This window comes from Corynebacterium kozikiae, from assembly GCF_024580965.1.
GTDB classification, from domain to species: Bacteria; Actinomycetota; Actinomycetes; order Mycobacteriales; family Mycobacteriaceae; genus Corynebacterium; species Corynebacterium kozikiae.
Map to the genome: position 1 here is coordinate 33,646 of NZ_JANIKJ010000006.1, position 18,837 is coordinate 52,482.

The window sequence follows — 18,837 nt, forward strand, 5'->3', positions numbered from 1 at the left end:
AGACAAACCAGCCCTACGGGGCAAAACTTTGCCTGCGGCCCTCACGCGCAGCTCCCGCGCAAGGACCCGACTGCAGGCCACGCACGGCATTAGCTGCGCCGCACCGCCCGCCGACGTCCCCCTGCCGCACGCGATCCCCGAGCGCTCCCCGTGGCGCGGGGCGCTGTGGCTTCCTTCGCTTTGCGGTCCGCGGGAGCGGCCCCATCATCGGTAGCCGAGGTAGCGGAGGTTGCGGCAGTGCTGTCTGCAGTGCCCTGTTTCAGGCTTGAGCCCTGGCTGCTGCGGCTTGTCTTGCGGACGGCGCGGCGTCGGCCTCGTTCGCGCCCCGAGCTCGCGGGAGCGCTTTGGGATGCTGCCGGCTTGTCGTCGGTGGAGTCCTGGGCCTCAAGCTCAGACCCAACCTCAACCTTTGGCTTCTTCGCAGCGGTGCTCACGCGGCGGCGTCGGCGGCCTTTGCCTGCGGCGGGCTCGCGCTCGGCCTCCACTGGCTCGGCTGCTGTTTCGGGAGCTGGCTCGGAAGCTGGTTTCTGGAAGTCCTCCGGCTTTGGCTCCACGTCGGACACCGAGTTTCCGCGCACCTTTCGGCGGCGGCGCGGCGAGGCGTCGAAAGCGGCTTTGGCCTCCTCATAGGTGGTGGGTTGTAGGTTCTTGTCCGCAGCCCCGACCGGCAGGTGGTCGCGCCCGGATGGCTCGTCCGGTTCTTCCTCCTCCGCACGCTCCAAGGCGGCATCCACGATGTCCAGCACGTCTGCGGCCTGCGGGGTCTGCTCGCGGGTGCTGCGGCGGGAACGACGTCGCCTGGACCTCCGCACACCGGATTCAGACTCGTCACTCTCAGGCTGAGTGGCCTGGGTAGCCTCAACCTGCCGCTCTTCCATGTCCTGCGGCTCTTCGTCCGTGAACAACTCGCTGCCCAGCACGGCCTCGGCGAGCTCCTCATCGCTCGTGCGTTTGCTCGTCTGCTGGTGCTGCTGGTGCTCGTGCATGGCCACAGCGGCGGGGTGTTGCGCGGGGTCATGCGCTGGAGCTGGACGTCGTTTATGCTCCCTGACCTTGGCTTCTGGGTCGCGATGCTCCACTGGATCGTCGTGGATAATCACGCCGCGGCCCTGGCAGTGCTCACACTCGGTGGCAAAGGTTTCCAAAAGGCCGGTGCCCAGGCGCTTACGGGTCATCTGCACCAGACCCAGGGAGGTGACCTCGGAGATCTGGTGGCGGGTTCGGTCGCGGCCCAACGCCTCGGTGAGGCGGCGCAGCACGAGGTCCTGGTTTTCAGGCAGCACCATGTCAATGAAGTCCACCACAATCATGCCGCCCAGGTCACGCAGGCGCATCTGACGCACGATTTCCTCAGCAGCCTCCAGGTTGTTGCGGGTCACCGTTTCTTCCAGGTTGCCGCCGGCGCCGGTGAACTTGCCGGTATTGACGTCAATGACGGTCATGGCTTCGGTGCGGTCGATCACCAGCGTGCCGCCGGAGGGTAGCCACACCTTGCGGGAAAGCGCCTTCTTGAGCTGCTCTTCCACGCGGTATTCCTCGAAGGCATCCACGCCGTCGTGCTCATCGCGGTCGTATCGCACCAGGCGATCCACCAGCTCAGGGGCCACGGAGGAGACGTAGGCGTGCACGGTGTTCCAGGCGCGGCGACCATCGATCACCAAGGTGGTGAAATCTTCATTGAAGATGTCCCGAACCACCTTCACCAGCATGTTTGGCTCTTCGTACAGCGTTTGCGGCTTGGCTGACTTGGCCTCTTTTTGCTCGTTGGTACGCTCTTGGATCTGCTCCCACTGGGTATGCAGGCGCTGCACGTCCGCGGCAATCGCTTCAGCGGGCACGCCCTCCGCAGCGGTGCGGATGATCACGCCACCGTCCTGCGGCACCACCTCTTTGAGGATGCTCTTCAGGCGGTTGCGTTCCGGCGCCGGCAGTTTGCGGGAAATACCCGCGGTACGCCCGCCCGGCACATACACCAGGTAGCGCCCGGCCAGGGAAATCTGGGTTGTCAGACGCGCACCCTTGTGGCCAATGGGGTCTTTGCTCACCTGCACCAGGACGGCATCACCAGGCTTAAGGGCCTGTTCAATCTTGCGGTTGCGCCCACCAAGGCCCTTGGCGCGCCAGTCCACTTCACCGGCATAAAGCACGCCGTTGCGGCCCTTGCCGATGTCAATAAACGCCGCCTCCATGCTTGGCAGCACGTTTTGCACACGTCCGAGGTAGATGTTGCCCACCATGGACGCCTGCGTGTCCGAGGTGACAAAGTGCTCCACCAGCATGTCATCTTCCAGCACACCAACCTGCGTGACGGACCCCGGCGCATCCAGGCGTTCGCGCTCCCGCACCACCATCGTGCGGGTCACGGACTCGCGGCGCGCCAAGAACTCGGCCTCGGAAACGATGTGGCGCTTCTTGCGCTGCTCTTCACGCATTTCCGCCCGGCGCCGACGCTGTGCCTCCAAGCGAGTCGATCCGCGGATTGCCTTCGGCTCGGAGATCAGGGAATCCTCGTCTTCGGCATCATCTTCATCGAAGGTGACGTCTGAATCCGAGCGATCGCGGCCGCGGCCCCTTCCCCTACCGGTGCCACGCTTGCCCCGACGACGCCCCCGCGTTGCCTTTTCCTCAGTATCATCTGTGTCCTCGGTATCTTCGGCGGGCTCAGCGTCCTCGGCTTCCTCGGCGCCATCGGTGTCCTCGCCCTCCCAGTCCTCGGCGATCGCCTCCAGATCAGGCGCTACAAACAACGGGGTGGCAAACACCGGCTGCGCAACTTGCTCCGCTACCGGCGCAGGAGTGATCTCTGGTGTGACGTCCTCAAGCGGCTCCGCGTTCAGCTCTTCCTCGACCGCCAGCGCAAAAGGCTCCCCCGCAGCTTCCTGGCCGCCCGCACGCTCGGCAAGCTCACGCTCGACCTTCTCCTCAATCTGGTGGATCTCGTTTTCCACGTTCTTTTCCACCCGATACCGCAGTTGCTCCTCCTCAGAAGCAATGCGTTCCGACGAAGCCACCACCTCCACCGCACTCGTCTCCACGGCGCCTGCGCCTTCTGCTCTTTCAGTGCTTTCGGTGCTTTCGGTGCGCTGGGCGAGCTCACGCTCAACCTTCTGCTCGATCTGGCTGATCTCGTTCTCTACATTCTTTTCCACCCGATGCCGCAGTTGGGCGTCCTCATCTGCGGCGCTGGCGGCGTCGGAACCCGTTTCAGCAGCGGGAGCTTTTGCGGCACGCTTGGCGGCCTTCTTCTTGGCCTTGGGCGCCTTTGGTGCCTCGGATGATTCGGATGATTCGGGGGTTGCGGTTGCTTCGGCGGCTTCAGGAGCCTCTGTGCTTGTTGCAGGTTTGCCGGATTCGAGGAAGTCGATGAGGCGGTGGACCTCGGCGAGGTCGAGTGAGGAGGTAGCCGCCTTGGTGATGCCAAGCTCGGCGAGCGTGGCCAGGAGTTCCTTGGAGCTCAAATTGAGCATCTTCGCAGCTTGGTAGACGCGGGTCTTGGTGCCAAACTCGCCGCGGTCAATGGAAATGGCTGGTGTAGCGGCGCTGGGTTTCGCTGCTTTCGTTGCCTTTTTTGCTGCGGTCTTTTTCGCGGCGGTCTTTTTTGCTGCGGTCTTTTTCGCTGTGGTCTTCTTGGCGGGGGCTTTCTTGGCGGGAGCCTCGGCTGGGACAGCGGCGACTTCAGCAGGCCCAGTTTCAGGGGTTTGGGTTTCAGGGGTTTGGGCCCCCTTACGCACGGCACGGCGACGTGTATTGGTTGATGCAGCCACTGCATCTCTCCTTTGAAGTTTCTGCCTCGCAAACTTGCTTACACCCGGGCGCTGGCTGCCAAAAAATTGGGGCTCTCAACGAGCGTGCTTGAAATGCAAGCATTGGTCACCGCCGCCACACAGGCGCGTTTGTGCAGGTTATTGAGTTGTTCTGGTTAAGTCTGTTCGCGTGTCCGCAGCCTTAGGCGCGCACGCTGCCTTCTATTGTGGCACAAACAACCGACCATGAGCCCCTGCACCTGAGGTAATTGCGCATTCTCTTAGGGAAAATTTTCACACGGCCAGTTGTGGGGCACAACGCAGGGCGCAGCAAAAGGCACAGCAAAGGGCACAGACGCCAAAAACCTCCCGAGCCGCAATAATGCAAGCTCAGGAGGCTGAAACACTACCGTGGTGGTGCACCACCAGCGATTACGTTCTTAGAGGTTTGGGAACCAGATGGAGATCTCGCGCTCAGCGGACTCTGGGGAGTCAGAACCGTGAACTACGTTTTCTGCTACCTCGAGTGCAAAGTCACCGCGGATGGTGCCTGGGGTCGCTTTGGAGACAGGGTCGGTGCCACCGGCGAGCTGGCGCCATGCCTCGATAGCGCGTGGCCCCTCAACAACGCCAGCGATCAGTGGTGCGGAGGTGATGAACTCAACCAGCTCGCCGAAGAATGGCTTGTCAGCGTGCTCGGCGTAGTGCTTCTCAGCGGTCTCGCGGTCGGTGAGGCGCAGGTCAAGGGCAGCAAACTTCAGGCCCTTGCGTTCAATCCGGGCGATGATTTCACCGATGAGGCCGCGCTCAACACCGTCTGGCTTAATGAGAATGAGTGTGCGTTCAGTCATAGTTTCTTACTCTAACGCATCCCACTTCCCTCGCCCCTCACCCAAAACCCCGTATATCCCCCGCCGCACCCCCGAAACATTGGCGCCTAGCGCATGCGTCGGATGAGAAATGCCCACACCGCACACCCGATCGCGGAGGAAAGGAACAACCCAATCCACCACAGTGGCCTGCCAGTGAGTACGGTAGCCACGCACAACACCAAAAAGAGCACGGCAAAACCGGCGTAGAGCATCCAAAGTTTGTTCACGGCTCCTCCAATCACACACACCAAGCAATCCCAGCAACGCCAAGCAAACACCCCCACCCCAACACCTCCGCCACAACATTCCGAGCTTGGTGGAACAATGGTGGGTATGACTGCAGTGGAGATTATCAGCCCGCGCACCGTTCCTTTGGGTGGTCAGCGAGCAATGGATGTGCAGCGCACGTTGCCGCACCGCGACCGCGCAACGATCGGCGCTTGGTGTTTTGCGGACCATTATGGCCCGGAGGAGACCAAGATGGACGTCCCACCACACCCCCACACGGGGCTACAAACCGTGAGCTGGTTGCTGGAGGGTTCCATCAAGCATGACGATTCCGGTGATCGCCATGAAATGGTCCGCCCCGGCGACCTCGTCATCATGACCGCCGGCTCCGGCATCTGCCACTCCGAAGTATCCCAGTCCGAGCGCCTCCACGGGGTGCAGCTTTGGGTGGTACTGCCGGAACACGCACGGCACATGGAACGCCGCCTCGATGTGTTCCATACGCCAACCACCGAGGTTGAAGGCGGCGAGGCCCTGGTGTTCCTGGGCTCCATGCTGGGTGTCACTTCCCCGGTAGAAACCCACACCCCACTGCTGGGCGCGGAGGTTCGCATCGATCCGGGTGCCTCGATCACCCTGGACCTGGACCCCACCTATGAGCACGGCATTTTGGTGGACGCCGGCCCGGTGCTGGTGGACGGCCAAGGTGGCACCGAGCTCAACCGCCACGACCTCGGCTACATCGCCCCCGGCCCCACCGAGGTTGTGCTGGAGAATCCCGGCCCGGACCGCGCCCGCGTTGTGGTACTCGGCGGCACTCCGTTTGAGGAAGAGTTCATCATGTGGTGGAACTTCATTGGGCGCACGCATGAGGAAATCGAACTGTACCGCGAAGAGTGGATGGCGCACGGGGATCGCTTTGGCACCACACACGGTTACGTCGGCGGTGGTCCTGATCCCCTGCCCGCACCCGTGATGCCGAACGCCCGCCTCAAGCTGCGCGGCGGCAAGTTCAACCGCAAACGCTAAAGCAGAGATTTCCAGGGATTTCTAGGGATTTCCGACGCCCCCAAGGCCCCACCCAGCACCCAGGCTTTGGGGGTTTCGCGCTACTTTCGGCGGCGGAGCACCGGGTTGCAGGCTTCCAAGGCGCCCGCGACCAGCACACAAACCGCGGGAATGCTGAACGCCAGGTGTGATTGTTCCCCGCCGGATAGATAGAGCGGGAGCAGCACCAACGGCGCCGCCGCTGAGGAGAAGAAGCGGAAGGCCTGCACGGTGGCGTTGAGCGATTTGCCGCCAGGCGCACCAAGGACCGTGATGATCACCGCCAGCATGGCTGCCTGCGCAGAGACGAGCGCGATGGCCCACATGGCTACGAGAACCCAGACGTTCGGTGCGTGGTCGATTCCCCAGATACCTACTGAGGAGCCCACCGCACTCACAATCAGCGTGCTCCTCGCCCCGAGCCGGTTGATGAGTACACCGTTGGGCCGGCCCAGGATGAAAGTGGCCAGCCCGCCGGACATCACCACTGCGCCTGTTGCCCCGGTGTCCAGGTTGAAGCGCGTCGCAGCGTTCAGCCCCACCAGAGCACCGATGCCGAGGGTACAAAAGCCCCAAATCGAGGTAGCCAGGATATGGATGATCGTACCCAGTACGGGGACCTTTGATTCGGTTTCAGGCAATCCGTGGCCACCCGATGGAGTTGCCGAGCCCACCTTGGGTAGGCCCTTGAACAGGATAAACAGCACGGCGGCGATCACCACCAGGTAGGTGAGTTGCCAATTCACTTTGGCGGCAAAGCCGGCGAGCAGCGGCGAGGTGAACATGCCAAAAGCCTGGGCGGCCGCATAGGTGCCCAGGCTGGGTGCGAGCTGGTGGGGCGGCACCATTGCCTGCAGGATGTTTTGCAGCAATGGCATGGTGAATGCGTTTGCCGTTCCCATAATCGCCAGGCCCACCAGGAACATGGGCCACCAGGGGCTCAACAGCGCGATGAGCGCGCCGAGGAACGTCACCACATACGCAAGGTTAACCACGTTTCGGGGCTCAAACCCGCGCACGATCCTTGCGCTAATGAGCATGAGAACCGCGAAAGGCACCAAGTAGACAGTGATTGCCAGGCCCGCCTGCTGCACGGTAATGCCAAACGTGGCAGCCACCGTGGGCAGAATTGCAGAGGTTGCTTGCGCTGAAAACGGCCCCACGAACCCGCCCACGTACACGGGGAGCAAGGCTGCAGATCGAGGCGAGCGATCCCGCACAGGCAAACTCCTTCCCTCATGGCAACACCGGTCCCCCAATATCCACGGCCCCAAGATCCAAGACCCAATATCCAGGCCTCAGACCCCAAGATCCACCGCGCAGACCAACGTGCAGCGCTGCCCGGGAGCCCATGTATTGAGGGATTGTTCCACTATCGCGCACCAGACGTGACTTAGAGCACGTTTCAGTGCAATCATGCGCAAAGGGCTCGGGATTGTTACCGTGTGCGCAAGAAAGCCTGCCTCGAATTGGCCTACATGTGCTGGGTGGTGAGCAGCCCGCGCTTCATACGCTCGATGAGGTTGCGGCGCAGGTAGAACAGGTACGCCCACACCACGATGAACAGGATTGCCATGACGGCCATTGACGAGTGGATGAACACCCCGCCAAGAGCGAACACCTGCAGTGCGATGTTCACCGGGATTGCCCAGGGCTTGCGCTGCAGGAAGCTCATCACCAGCATCACGGTGGCCAGCGCAGTGACGTACCCCCAGTTCAGCGGGGTCCACAGCGCGCCGTTTTCCACCCGCAGGATCACCGTGAGCACCAGATAGAAGGTGATCGCCTCCATCATCATGGTGGCACTCATCACGCCAACGAGACCCTTCATCGGGTCTTTGACAGGAGCGTGGCCGGGGCCGAGTGGGCCGTATTCCACTTCGTCGTGGGCACTATTGCCATGGCTCATGCGGGTTCCTTTCCAAATAGGGTGCGGGCCTCACCCGCTGTCACCACAGAGCCGGTGATGACAACCCCGGCGCCGGATTGAACATCTGTGTCTTCGGCCAACTCCACAGCCAACTCCACGGCGGAAGGCAGATAGGGCTCCACGTGGACGCGCTCCTCACCAAAGATGTCACGGGCGTATTCCGCCAGCACTTCCGCCTCCAGGGCGCGCGGGGAGGAGGTTTGGGTGCACACGATGTCCGCAAGGTGCGGCTCAAGTGCGTTCAGGATGCCTTGGGCATCTTTGTCCCCAAGTACCCCAACCACGCCGATAAGTTTGGTGAACTCAAAGTCGCGCTCCAGGGCCTCACCCAAGGCCTTGGCGCCGTGGGGGTTATGGGCGGCATCAATGAACACCGTGGGTGCGGTGCGCACGCGCTCCAGGCGGCCCGGCGAGCTCACCTGCGCAAAGCCCGCACGGACGGTGTCCTGGTCCAATTGGCGGCCGGCGCCGGCACCGAAAAACGCCTCCACTGCGGCAAGCGCCACCGCGGCATTCGCAGCCTGGTGCGCGCCGGAAAGCGGGAGGAAGATGTCGGTGTACTCACCACCCAAACCACGAAGCGTCAGCTGCTGACCCCCCACGGCCACGGTGGCCTCTACCACGCCAAACTCCTGGCCCGCGCGGGCCACGGATGCATCCACCGCGATGGCCTGCTCGAGGACCACGCGCATTGCCTCGGGGGTTTGCTCAGCGATGATGGCCACGTTGTCCGGTGGGGTGAGTAGATCGTCGGCATCCCAGCGCGACTTAATGATGCCCGCCTTTTCCGCGGCGATCTGCTCAATGGTGTCCCCCAGGTAGTCAGTGTGATCCAGGCCAATTGGGGTAATCACGGAAACATCGGCGTTGATCACATTTGTGGCATCCCACTTGCCACCCATGCCCACCTCAACCACGGCAACGTCCACGGGGGCGTCGGCAAACGCCGCGTAGGCCATGGCGGTGAGCACCTCGAATTTGCTCATCGCCACGTCGCTGCGAGCGTCCACCATCTCCACGTAGGGCTTGATTTCCTCCCAGGTACGCACGTAGTCGCGCGGGTGAATGGGCAGGCCATCGATGGCGATGCGCTCCGTGACCAACTGCAAGTGCGGGCTGGTGGTGCGGCCGGTGCGCCGGTGGAAAGCACGCAACAGTGCCTCGATCATTCGAACCGTGGACGTCTTGCCGTTTGTCCCCGCCACATGGATCGCGGGGAACGCCCGGTTTGGCGAGCCCAACAGGTCCATCAGCAGCTCAATCCGCTCCAGCGAAGGGTCGATCTTAGTCTCCGCCCAGCGTTGATCCAGCTCCGCCTCAACCTGGGCGAGCGCCGCTAAATCCTCCGCCGTCACCTCCCGAGACACCGCCTCCTGTGCCGCCTCGGGGGCGTCGGTAGGCATTGCCAGATCCAGGGAGAGGCCTTCTTCACTCAACCGCACGCGGTCCACTTAGCTCAGCTCCTCAAGGCGAGAGCTGATGCGCGCCACCTCTTCTTGCGCAACCTGCTGGCGCTCGCGGATCTTGGCCACCACGGCCTCCGGCGCTTTGGCCAGGAAGGACTCGTTGCCCAGCTTCTTGCCGGTGGTCTCCAGCTCCTTGTTCGCCGCCGCGAGGTCCTTCTCCAGGCGCTTGCGCTCAGCCTCCTTGTCCACGGTGCCAGAGGTGTCAAGTGCGATGGTCACGGTTGCTTGGCTCAGGCGCACTTCAATGCTTGCCGACGCGGCAAAGTCCGCACCAGGGGCGTCGATGCGCGCGAGCGAGCGGATGGTCTCCTCCTGCGCGCCCAAATCACAGGCAATAAAGTCCAAGCTCGCGGGCACTTTTTGGGAGGGCTTTACGCCCTGGTCCGAGCGGAAGCGGCGAATCTCGGTGACGAGCTTCTCCAAGTCCTCCATGCGGCGCGCGGCAACCTCATCCACCTCGGTGTCTGCATCACCATTGGCCACACCTGGCCACTGTGCAAGGTTGAGCGACTCCCCATCGGTGAGTGCTGTCCACAAGACCTCGGTAACGAATGGCATGGAGGGGTGCAACAGGCGCAGCACCGTATCCAACACATTGCCCAGCACAATCTGGGTATTCGCACCGGTGGCGCTGTGGCCTTCGCGTGGGATCTGCACCTTGGCGATCTCCAGGTACCAGTCGCAGAACTCGCCCCAGGTGAAGTGATACAAAGCCTCGTTGGCCTTGGCAAATTGGTAGCGATCCAAGTAGTCATCCACTTGCACGCGCACCTGCTCCAGGCGGTCGAGGATCCACCGGTCGGCGTCGGTAAGCTCCTCCCGCGGCGGCAACTGCCCCGTGTGCGCGCCGTTCATCAGTGCGAACTTTGTTGCGTTGAACAGCTTGGTGGCAAAGTTACGCGAGCTCTGCGCGGCATCTGGGCCCACCGGCAGATCGACGCCCGGGTTCGCACCGCGGGCCAAGGTGAAACGCAGGGCGTCGGCGCCGTATTCGCGCACCCAGTCCATGGGATCGATGCCATTGCCTAGGGACTTACTCATCTTTCGCCCGTGCTCGTCGCGGACCAAGCCATGCAGGAAAACGTCGGTAAACGGAATCTGCGGGCGGCCGTCATTGCCCTGACCCAGCAGCTCAGGGGTCTCCTTTGCCGCGAACGTGCCGAACATCATCATGCGGGCAACCCAGAAGAACAGGATGTCATAGCCCGTCATCAGTACGCTCGTGGGGTAAAACTTCTCCAGCTCAGGGGTGGCATCCGGCCAGCCCATGGTGGAAAACGGCCACAACGCAGAGGAGAACCAGGTGTCCAGCACGTCTTCATCCTGGGTGTAGCCCGCCGGTGGCTGCTCGTCCGGGCCAACGCAGACCACTTCGCCGTCCGGGCCGTACCAGATTGGGATGCGGTGGCCCCACCACAACTGGCGGGAGATGCACCAGTCATGCATATCGTCCACCCACTCGAAGTAGCGCGGCTCGGAAGCCTTGGGGTGGATCACCGTATCGCCCTCGCGGACGGCATCGCCGGACATCTTTGCCAGCTCTTCAACTTTGACCCACCACTGCAGGGAAAGTCGCGGCTCGATAGGCTCGCCGGAGCGTTCGGAGTGGCCGACGGAGTGCACGTAGGGGCGCTTTTCTGCAACGATGCGGCCCTGCTCTGCCAGCGCCTCGCGGATCTTCACGCGGGCCTCGAAGCGGTCCATGCCGTCAAACTCGGTGCCGGTGCCTGCAATGCGGCCCTTGGAGTCCATGATGGTTGGCATTTCCAAGTTGTGACGCAGGCCGAGGGCATAGTCATTGGGGTCATGCGCCGGGGTGATCTTCACGGCACCCGTGCCGAACTCCGGGTCCACATAATCATCCGCGACCACAACCATCTGCCGCTCGGGCAGGAACGGGTGCGGCAAGGTGGTGCCCACCAGGTCCTTGTAGCGCTCATCCTCAGGGTGCACAGCCACCGCAACGTCGCCGAGCATCGTCTCCACGCGGGTCGTGGCCACGATGACGTGGGGCTCATCATCGTTGAGGGAGCCGTAGCGGATAGAAACCAGCTCACCTTCAACGTCCTTGTAGACCACCTCGATGTCTGACACCGCAGTCTCCAGGACAGGCGACCAGTTCACCAAGCGATTCGCCTGGTAAATCAACCCACGGTCATAAAGCATCTTGAAGATGGTCTGCACCGCACGAGAAAGCCCCTCATCCAGGGTGAAGCGCTCGCGCTCCCAGTCCACGGAATCACCGATGGCGCGCATTTGGCTGCCGATGGTGCCGCCGTACTCCTGCTTCCACTGCCACACCTTGGCAATGAACTCATCACGCTCATAATCCCAACGGCTCTTACCCTCGGTCTCCTTGAGCATCGCCTCCACCTTGGTTTGGGTGGCAATACCCGCGTGATCCATACCAGGCAACCACAACACCTCATAGCCCTGCATACGCTTCCGGCGCGCAATCGCATCCATCAACGTGTGATCCAAAGCGTGGCCCATGTGGAGCTGGCCCGTCACATTCGGCGGTGGGAGCACAATGGAAAAAGCCGGCTTCTCGCTCGTAGGGTCAGCATGGAAATAGCCCTTGGCCACCCAGTTTTCATACAAAGTGGACTCGTGGTCCTGAGGGTCCCAACTAGCTGGCAAACGATCCGCACGGTTTTCAACAGTCATGCGTCCCATCTTAACCGGCTGGGCAAATCAGGATCGGGTTCGGGATCGGGCACAGGATCCAGCTCGGCGGTGATGGGGGCGGCCCGGGGATGGAGCCCAGCACGTCGGCGCCGTTGGGCTCCTAGGATTTCACTACCGACGCAAAAAGGGGCGCCCCTCAGGGGACGCCCCATAGCTCACAGGCCTAATCACGGCCTGATTGGCCTACTTCAGCAGGTCAGCAACGGCCTCGCGCTCTTCTTGGAGCTCCTTGACGTTGGCGTCGATGCGCTCACGCTGGAAGTCGGAAACCTCGAGACCCTGGACAACTTCCCAGCGGCCAGCGCGGGAGACAGTTGGCAGACCCACGATGATGCCCTCTGGGATGCCGTAAGAGCCGTCGGATGGGATAGCCGCGGAGACCCACTGCTCGGTGCCGTTGATCCAGTCATGCATGTGGTCGATAGCGGCAGAGGCTGCGGAAGCTGCGGAGGACTTTCCGCGGACCTCGATGATCTCAGCGCCGCGCTTTGCAACGCGTGGGATGAACTCGTTGAGGTACCAGTCCTGATCCACCAGGTCAGCAACCTTTTCACCGCCAACAGTGGCGTAGGTGATGTCTGGGAACTGGGTTGCGGAGTGGTTACCCCACACCACAACCTGCTCGAACTCCGTAGTTGCGCGGCCAAGCTTGGTGGCCAGTTGGCTGAGCGCGCGGTTGTGATCCAGGCGCATCATGGCGTTGAAGCGCTCATTTGGTACGTCAGGTGCTGCGTGCATTGCGATCAGCGCGTTGGTGTTCGCAGGGTTGCCCACCACGAGCACGCGGATGTCGTCCGCAGCGTGGTCGTTGATTGCCTTGCCCTGTGGACCAAAGATCTTGCCGTTCGCAGCCAGCAGGTCAGCGCGCTCCTCGCCCTTGCCGCGCGGCTTCGCACCGACCAAGAAAGCAGCGTTGGCGCCGTCGAAAGCCTTGTCTGCAGAGTCAGTCACGTTAATGCCGCGCAGCAGAGGGAATGCGGAGTCCAGCAGCTCCATGGCCACGCCCTCAGCAGCCTGGGTGGCAGCGGGGATCTCCAGGAGTTCAAGCTCGACGGGAACGTTCTTGCCGTAGACGTCACCGTTAGCAATACGCCACAGGAGGGAGTAAGCAATCTGGCCGGCGGCGCCGGTAACAACAACCTTCTTGGCAACTTCAGTCATGTTCCAACCTTTGTGTGTTCTGGCCCCCGGGATTGTGGGCGCCTAGCTGATGTAGTTCCTGCTTCACTGCGGCCCACCGTATTCCACCGTGGTCCACCGTAGTTCACTGCGGTTCCCTGCAAGGTTCACTGCAAGGTTTACTTCGGGAGTCACCGTGTAGGTATTCACTGCGCGAATTTTTATGCACTTTTGGGGGAAGTGTGCGTATGGTGTTTTTCACGCAAACGCCCGCACAAAGCGCACGCCATGTTGCTGAGTGAGCCGCGTCAAAGCGTTGCCCCTAGGGTATCGTGCCTCACGTTTCTTTTCCGCCCGAGTATGCATTTTCGCAGGTAGAAACGATAAGGAGAAAAATCACATGTGAATCCCCTCTCATTCGGACACAAAACAAACTTTTCCAAAAGTGTTGTGACTTTTTTCCTGAAATTCCGTGCCACTTCACCCCCAAAAGGCGCCAGTAGGGCACGAATAGATGCCCTTTGTATGTGCAAGACAAAAATTCGTCTATGGTTGGCGTTGTGGTTCCTGCGCCTCATTTTCCAAAGTCAAGGCCGTCAAGGAACCGCACGCTCCACCGAGCGTGCAGCAATTCCGGGAATGTTCCCATCAAAACTTCACACGGTAGGTCCCAAGGATTTCGTAATTCGCGCTTTTCGCTCAACGCAGCCCTTGAGATTCCTACCTCAGCTCCGGCAAGCACACCGCAACAACCAAAGATAGAAAGCTCTTGACTAAAAAGGATTGATTGATCCGTGCGCTTTTCAGAACAACGAGTAGACCCAAACTCAAACCTCGAGTCCGAATCCGGGACTGGATCCGTATTCCCCGCTCAAGTTAAGGGGCAGGAGGATTCCTCTGCTGCGTTTGGTGCAAAGGGCAGTGCCCAGACCGGCATGGATGACGCGCCCTCTGAGGCAACCCGGGAAGCAGTGTTGGAAACCGCGCTGCAGTCGTTTGCCTCCTTGGGGTTTGCAAAGACGCGTCTGGAGGAGATCGCGCGGGAGTCTGGGATGTCTAAGCGCATGATTCACTACCACTTTGGGGACAAGCGCGGCCTATACAACCAGTGCATCATCCGTGCTATCCAGCTTCTGCGCCCCACCGCATTAGAGATGCAAATTGACTCCAACGTGCCGGTGGAAGGCATCCGCAAGGTAGTGGAGGCCGTGTTCGGTTGCTACATAGATCATCCACAGGCAGCCCGCCTGCTGGCAATCGAAAACATCCACCACCACGGCACGATGAGCGACGCCAACTCGCTCCTCGACCAGTCCCCCACGTTCCTCCAGCTCGACAAGCTACTCATGGTTGGTCAGGACTCCGGCGCCTTCCGCCCAGGTATTGCCGCCCAAGACATTTTCACCCTGATCGCTTCCCTAGCGCACTTCCGCATCAACGCCCGCTACACCACCATGCACCTCTACGGCATGGACTACATGGATGAGGAAAACACCGAGGGCATGAAGCGCCTGGTGGTGGACACCGTCCTGGCGTTTCTCACCAGCAATCTGAAGTCCACGGAAAGCGTGAGCTATCTGGTCACCCGCGACGTCACCGAGGACCCGCTGTCTCACGACGGCGACGGCTTCTACGAAATCGGCGCGGACCCATTTGAATAAACTTCATCCTCCGGGCGAAAGCCCGGAGGATCTCTTTTTTAGCCCCTCCCACCGCGCCCCATCCTTCACCTGGTGAATTAAGGGAACCTTGGGGCGTGGTTACGCGCTCTTTTCTTCAAACTCCACGAGCTGCGGCTCGGCCTCGCCGCGGGCTACGGCCGCATTGATCACAACCTGGGCGACGTCCTCACGGTCCGGGATGTCATACATCACCGGCAGGAGCAGCTCCTCCACGATGGCGCGAAGGCCGCGGGCACCGGTGCCACGCTCAAGAGCTTGGTCAGCGATAACCTCGAGGGCATCTTGCTCGATGACCAGCTCCACGCCATCCATTTCAAACAGGCGCTGGTACTGGCGCACCAGGGAGTTCTTCGGTTCGGTAAGCACCTTCACCAGCGATGCCTGGTCCAGGTTGCTGACGGTGGCAACGATCGGTAGGCGGCCGATGAACTCTGGGATTAGGCCGAATTTCACCAGGTCCTCAGGGTGGACTTCCTTGAAGATGTCCACCTCGTCGCGCTCCTGCTTGGTGGTGAGCTCAGCGCCGAAGCCGAGGCCTTTCTTGCCGCGGCGCTCCTCGATCACCTTCTCCAGGCCGGCGAAGGCGCCGGCCACGATGAACAGGATGTTGGAGGTATCCAACTGGATGAACTCCTGGTTGGGGTGCTTGCGTCCACCTTGCGGCGGGATAGAAGCCACGGTGCCCTCAAGGATTTTCAGAAGGGCTTGCTGCACGCCTTCGCCGGAAACGTCGCGAGTGATAGAGGGGTTGTCAGACTTGCGGGAGATCTTGTCTACCTCATCAACGTAGATGATGCCGCGCTGCGCACGAGCAACGTCAAAATCTGCGGCCTGCAGCAGTTTGAGCAGGATGTTTTCCACGTCCTCGCCCACATAGCCCGCTTCGGTGAGGCTAGTTGCGTCAGCGATGGCGAAAGGCACGTCCAGCAGGCGCGCAAGGGTTTGCGCGAGGTAGGTTTTGCCGGAGCCGGTTGGGCCGAGCAGCAAAATGTTGGACTTCTGGAGCTCCGCCTCATCCTCTTTGGGCTTTCGGCCGGACGCCGCGCGGGCCTCCTCAGTGCGCACGCGCTTGTAGTGGTTGTACACCGCAACGGCGAGTGTGCGCTTCGCCGCCTCCTGGCCAATCACGTAAGTGTCCAGGAACGCCGAGATCTCTGAAGGTTTGGGGAGCTTCGTGCCGGTATCCTTGGTGTCCTGCTCCGCCTTGGAGAACTCTTCCTCGATGATCTCGTTGCACAGCTCAATGCATTCGTCGCAGATGTACACGCCGCCACCGGCGATGAGCTTTTTCACCTGCTTCTGGCTCTTGCCACAAAATGAGCATTTGAGCAGATCAGCGGTTTCCTGCATGTGTGCTATGCCTATCTTTCTGCCACTGTTGGCGTGTGGTGTGCTGCCATTTCTTGGGCTTATTGGGGCTGCGGTTGCGTTCTGGACGGCGAAGCTGTGCCACACCGGATGCCCATTCCCCAACGCGCTCCATCGCTGCAACGCGTCAAGGCACGATTTGTTCCCGGTGTTATTCGTGATCACCCCAAAGCAATCATACGTACTTTACACGGCTTGCCAACCGGAGTGTTTGAGGCGCCGCCGAAACTGCTCAAGCCGCTCCGCATTCACAGGATTCGGGGTGCCGTCAGCCCAGCGCGCAGGGGTGATTCCATGCACCGCATTCAGCACCCACGCCTCCTTTTGCTGCAACTGTCCAAGGGTCAGCGCCTCCGCACGCACGGGGATTTCCATCGCCTGCGCGATCTCCCGCACCAGGGCCTCGGTCACCGACGCCAACCGCGGCGCATCCATGACCACCATCCCCTGGGAGTCAAAGGCAACGAGGCTGCCGGAGGTTGTCTCCGCGGCGATCAGCTCCACCCCTCGGCTCTCCAGCCCGGCGCGCCGCCGCAGTAACACTTGCTCGCCTTTCCGACGCAACCTGGTGAGCAATGCAAACTCCGGCCCCTTCACCTCGGGGTGTGCGATCTCGCACTCCACTGCTCCCAGCACAGTTTCCTCGCGCCGTTGTGGCACTTCCCGCAGCGTCACCTGCAATCCGCCAGCGCTCATGGAAAGCCGCGGCCACCAGGTGCCTTCGGGGAACCGCAGCGTGCGCAGCGCCTGCTCAGCTTCCTCACCGATGGAAATGCCCATGAGGGCGCATCCGCGTCGCAGCCGTCGAATGTGCAGGTCCCAGCCCTGCACCGCCCCTTCTCGCACAATGAAGGATTCCACTACCTCCACCCCCGGGAAGGGTTGGCCCACGAGTTCCAGTAGCGGGCGGGCCTTGGTGTGCAGCTCTTGGTATTCCTTGGCTGGCTCCGAGAGCGCGATGATTGCCCCACCCACTCCGTAGCTCAGGCGCCCATTGTGAATCACGGCGGTGCGAATGGCCATGGCGAGGTCTGCCTCTCCCAACTCACTCACCCAGCCAATGCATCCCGAATACACACCCCTCGGGCCGGATTCCAATGCGTTGATGATCTCCATGGTGCGCTGTTTCGGTGCGCCGGTCATGGACCCACCGGGAAACGGCACCCGCACCGACTGCTGGATGGGCGCCTCCAGGTCTGCCTCGATGGTGCTTACCAGTTGGTGCACCCCTGGGAAGGTGCGTACCGCGAAGAGTTCGGGCACGCGCACGTTGCGGCCCACCTGCGCGAGGTCATGGCGCACCAAGTCCACCACCATCAGGTTCTCCGCCCGATCCTTGGGGTTGCTGCCCAGATCTTCGGCGAGGCGCGCGTCTTCACCCGGTGTTTTCCCGCGCTGCCGGGTCCCCTTGATGGGCTCGCTGGAGATCACTTGGCCACCAACGCCACCACCAACGTCACTACCAGCGCCACCACTTGGGCACACGCCGCGAATACTGAGGTAACGCTCGGGTGACACGCTGGCCACCGCAAAATCACCCAGGCGGAGGAAGCTGCGCATCGGTGCCGGGGTGACGTTTCGCAATTTCGCGTACACCGCCAGCGGGTCGCCCTCAACGGCGCAGGATAGTTGCGTAGTCAAGCACACCTCGTAGGTTTCCCCTTGGCGGATTAGCTCCTGGCATTGCTCGATCATCTCCAGGTAGCGCTCATGTGTGTCCCGCATCTCCAGCGCGCCAAAGCGCAGATGCCCCAACGCCAACTTGGTGCCCGCTACATGCTCGATCATTGCCCAGGCCTGTGTAAACCAGGGCCCTGCCTGCGTGGCGATCAGCTCCACCTCACTCTCACGGATCACGATCACTTCCGCGGCATAGAAGAAGCGCTCTCGCCCCTCATATTCCTTGCAGCCAAACCAACCAGGCCCCACACCTCTCTCCGCCTCGGACCTTGCCGCCCGCACCTGCACTGCGTCCAACGTGACGCTGGGGGCGTCGGAAACTGCGATGATCGCTTCACCCCCAAACTCCAGGAGCACTGCGTTTTCTTTGCCTTCCGACGCCGCCCGGAACACACTCAGCGGGTCCGCGTGGGTGTTGCGGCGCTCGCGGTGCCAGGTGGGAGTGGCGAGCGCGAGGAAATTGGCAATGAGCTGCTCGCCGAATGCGGAACAGATCGACTCGGGGTGGAATTGCACGCCCCAATGATTGCCGATCACCCCGGCCATGATGATGCCTTCGCCGTTGGTGGCTAGCACTTCCATGTCTGTGCGGCCCACAACGAGCGAGTGATAGCGCACCACCTCGTAGCTCTGCGGGATGTCGGCGAACAGCGGCGAACCCGTGTGCGTGATGGTATCCACAAAGCCATGCACCGGGGTTGGGGCGAGCTCCACAGTGCCGCCATGGAAATGTGCGATCGCTTGAAAGCCCAGGCAGACGCCGAGCACGGGAATCCCGGAGGCGAGGACGGCGGTGCTGATGCCGATGTCTTCGGGGCGCTCCGGGCGGCCGGGCCCTGGTGAGAGGATCGCGGCGGTGTAACGGCTGAGGTCTGGGAGAGGATCGTTGTTGGCAATCACATGCGGCTGCTCTCCCAGCCCCCGCAGAAGCTCCACCAGGTTAAAGGTAAAAGAATCATGGTTATCAACAACGAGGATCACACAAGTCACCTTAGTGGCTGTGACCTAAAGTAT

At 61.7% G+C, this 18,837-nt stretch carries 12 protein-coding genes; 2 read left to right on the forward strand and 10 right to left on the reverse strand.

What is annotated here, in order from left to right; translation table 11 throughout:
• Positions 1-89: 89 nt before the first annotated feature.
• The 3 genes from NQ018_RS05515 to NQ018_RS05525 all read right to left on the reverse strand — a co-directional run bounded on the left by NQ018_RS05515 (position 90) and on the right by NQ018_RS05525 (position 4,842).
• Positions 90-3,764: a translation initiation factor IF-2 N-terminal domain-containing protein gene (locus NQ018_RS05515; protein ID WP_257059278.1), complete on the reverse strand. Its 3,675-nt coding sequence runs from the start codon at positions 3,762-3,764 to the stop codon at positions 90-92.
• 419 nt (positions 3,765-4,183) lie between these two features.
• Complete coding sequence (ndk, locus tag NQ018_RS05520) at positions 4,184-4,594, reverse strand: nucleoside-diphosphate kinase (protein WP_257038536.1); 411 nt, start codon at positions 4,592-4,594, stop codon at positions 4,184-4,186.
• 86 nt (positions 4,595-4,680) lie between these two features.
• Positions 4,681-4,842 (reverse strand): hypothetical protein, encoded by a 162-nt coding sequence (locus NQ018_RS05525; protein WP_257059280.1) that lies wholly within the window; start codon positions 4,840-4,842, stop codon positions 4,681-4,683.
• A gap of 106 nt (positions 4,843-4,948) precedes the next feature.
• Between NQ018_RS05525 and NQ018_RS05530 the strand changes: the two genes are divergently transcribed.
• On the forward strand, positions 4,949-5,872 hold the full coding sequence (locus NQ018_RS05530) for a pirin family protein (RefSeq protein WP_257038540.1): 924 nt from the start codon (positions 4,949-4,951) through the stop codon (positions 5,870-5,872).
• Positions 5,873-5,952: 80 nt separating this feature from the next.
• Here NQ018_RS05530 and NQ018_RS05535 read toward each other — a convergent pair whose 3' ends face one another.
• The 5 genes from NQ018_RS05535 to NQ018_RS05555 form a co-directional block, all read right to left on the reverse strand.
• Positions 5,953-7,110: an MFS transporter gene (locus NQ018_RS05535; protein WP_257059283.1), complete on the reverse strand. Its 1,158-nt coding sequence runs from the start codon at positions 7,108-7,110 to the stop codon at positions 5,953-5,955.
• 254 nt (positions 7,111-7,364) lie between these two features.
• On the reverse strand, positions 7,365-7,799 hold the full coding sequence (locus tag NQ018_RS05540) for a DUF4233 domain-containing protein (RefSeq protein WP_257059296.1): 435 nt from the start codon (positions 7,797-7,799) through the stop codon (positions 7,365-7,367).
• Positions 7,796-9,223, reverse strand: coding sequence for a bifunctional tetrahydrofolate synthase/dihydrofolate synthase (gene folC / locus NQ018_RS05545; protein ID WP_257059451.1), 1,428 nt, complete (start codon positions 9,221-9,223; stop codon positions 7,796-7,798). Before folC ends, NQ018_RS05540 begins: the two co-directional genes overlap by 4 nt.
• A 48-nt stretch (positions 9,224-9,271) precedes the next feature.
• Positions 9,272-11,953 (reverse strand): valine--tRNA ligase, encoded by a 2,682-nt coding sequence (locus NQ018_RS05550; RefSeq protein WP_257059311.1) that lies wholly within the window; start codon positions 11,951-11,953, stop codon positions 9,272-9,274.
• Between the two features lie 204 nt (positions 11,954-12,157).
• The gene (locus NQ018_RS05555) at positions 12,158-13,135 is read right to left on the reverse strand and encodes a malate dehydrogenase (protein WP_257059314.1); all 978 of its coding nucleotides are present in this window, start codon (positions 13,133-13,135) and stop codon (positions 12,158-12,160) included.
• A gap of 893 nt (positions 13,136-14,028) precedes the next feature.
• Between NQ018_RS05555 and NQ018_RS05560 the strand changes: the two genes are divergently transcribed.
• Positions 14,029-14,754 (forward strand): TetR/AcrR family transcriptional regulator, encoded by a 726-nt coding sequence (locus tag NQ018_RS05560; protein ID WP_257059454.1) that lies wholly within the window; start codon positions 14,029-14,031, stop codon positions 14,752-14,754.
• Positions 14,755-14,853: 99 nt separating this feature from the next.
• Here NQ018_RS05560 and clpX read toward each other — a convergent pair whose 3' ends face one another.
• Positions 14,854-16,134, reverse strand: a complete 1,281-nt coding sequence (gene clpX, locus NQ018_RS05565) for an ATP-dependent Clp protease ATP-binding subunit ClpX (protein WP_257059457.1) — start codon at positions 16,132-16,134, stop codon at positions 14,854-14,856.
• A gap of 195 nt (positions 16,135-16,329) precedes the next feature.
• Positions 16,330-18,804, reverse strand: coding sequence for an aminodeoxychorismate/anthranilate synthase (locus NQ018_RS11605; RefSeq protein WP_257059317.1), 2,475 nt, complete (start codon positions 18,802-18,804; stop codon positions 16,330-16,332).
• Between the last annotated feature and the right edge of the window lie 33 nt (positions 18,805-18,837).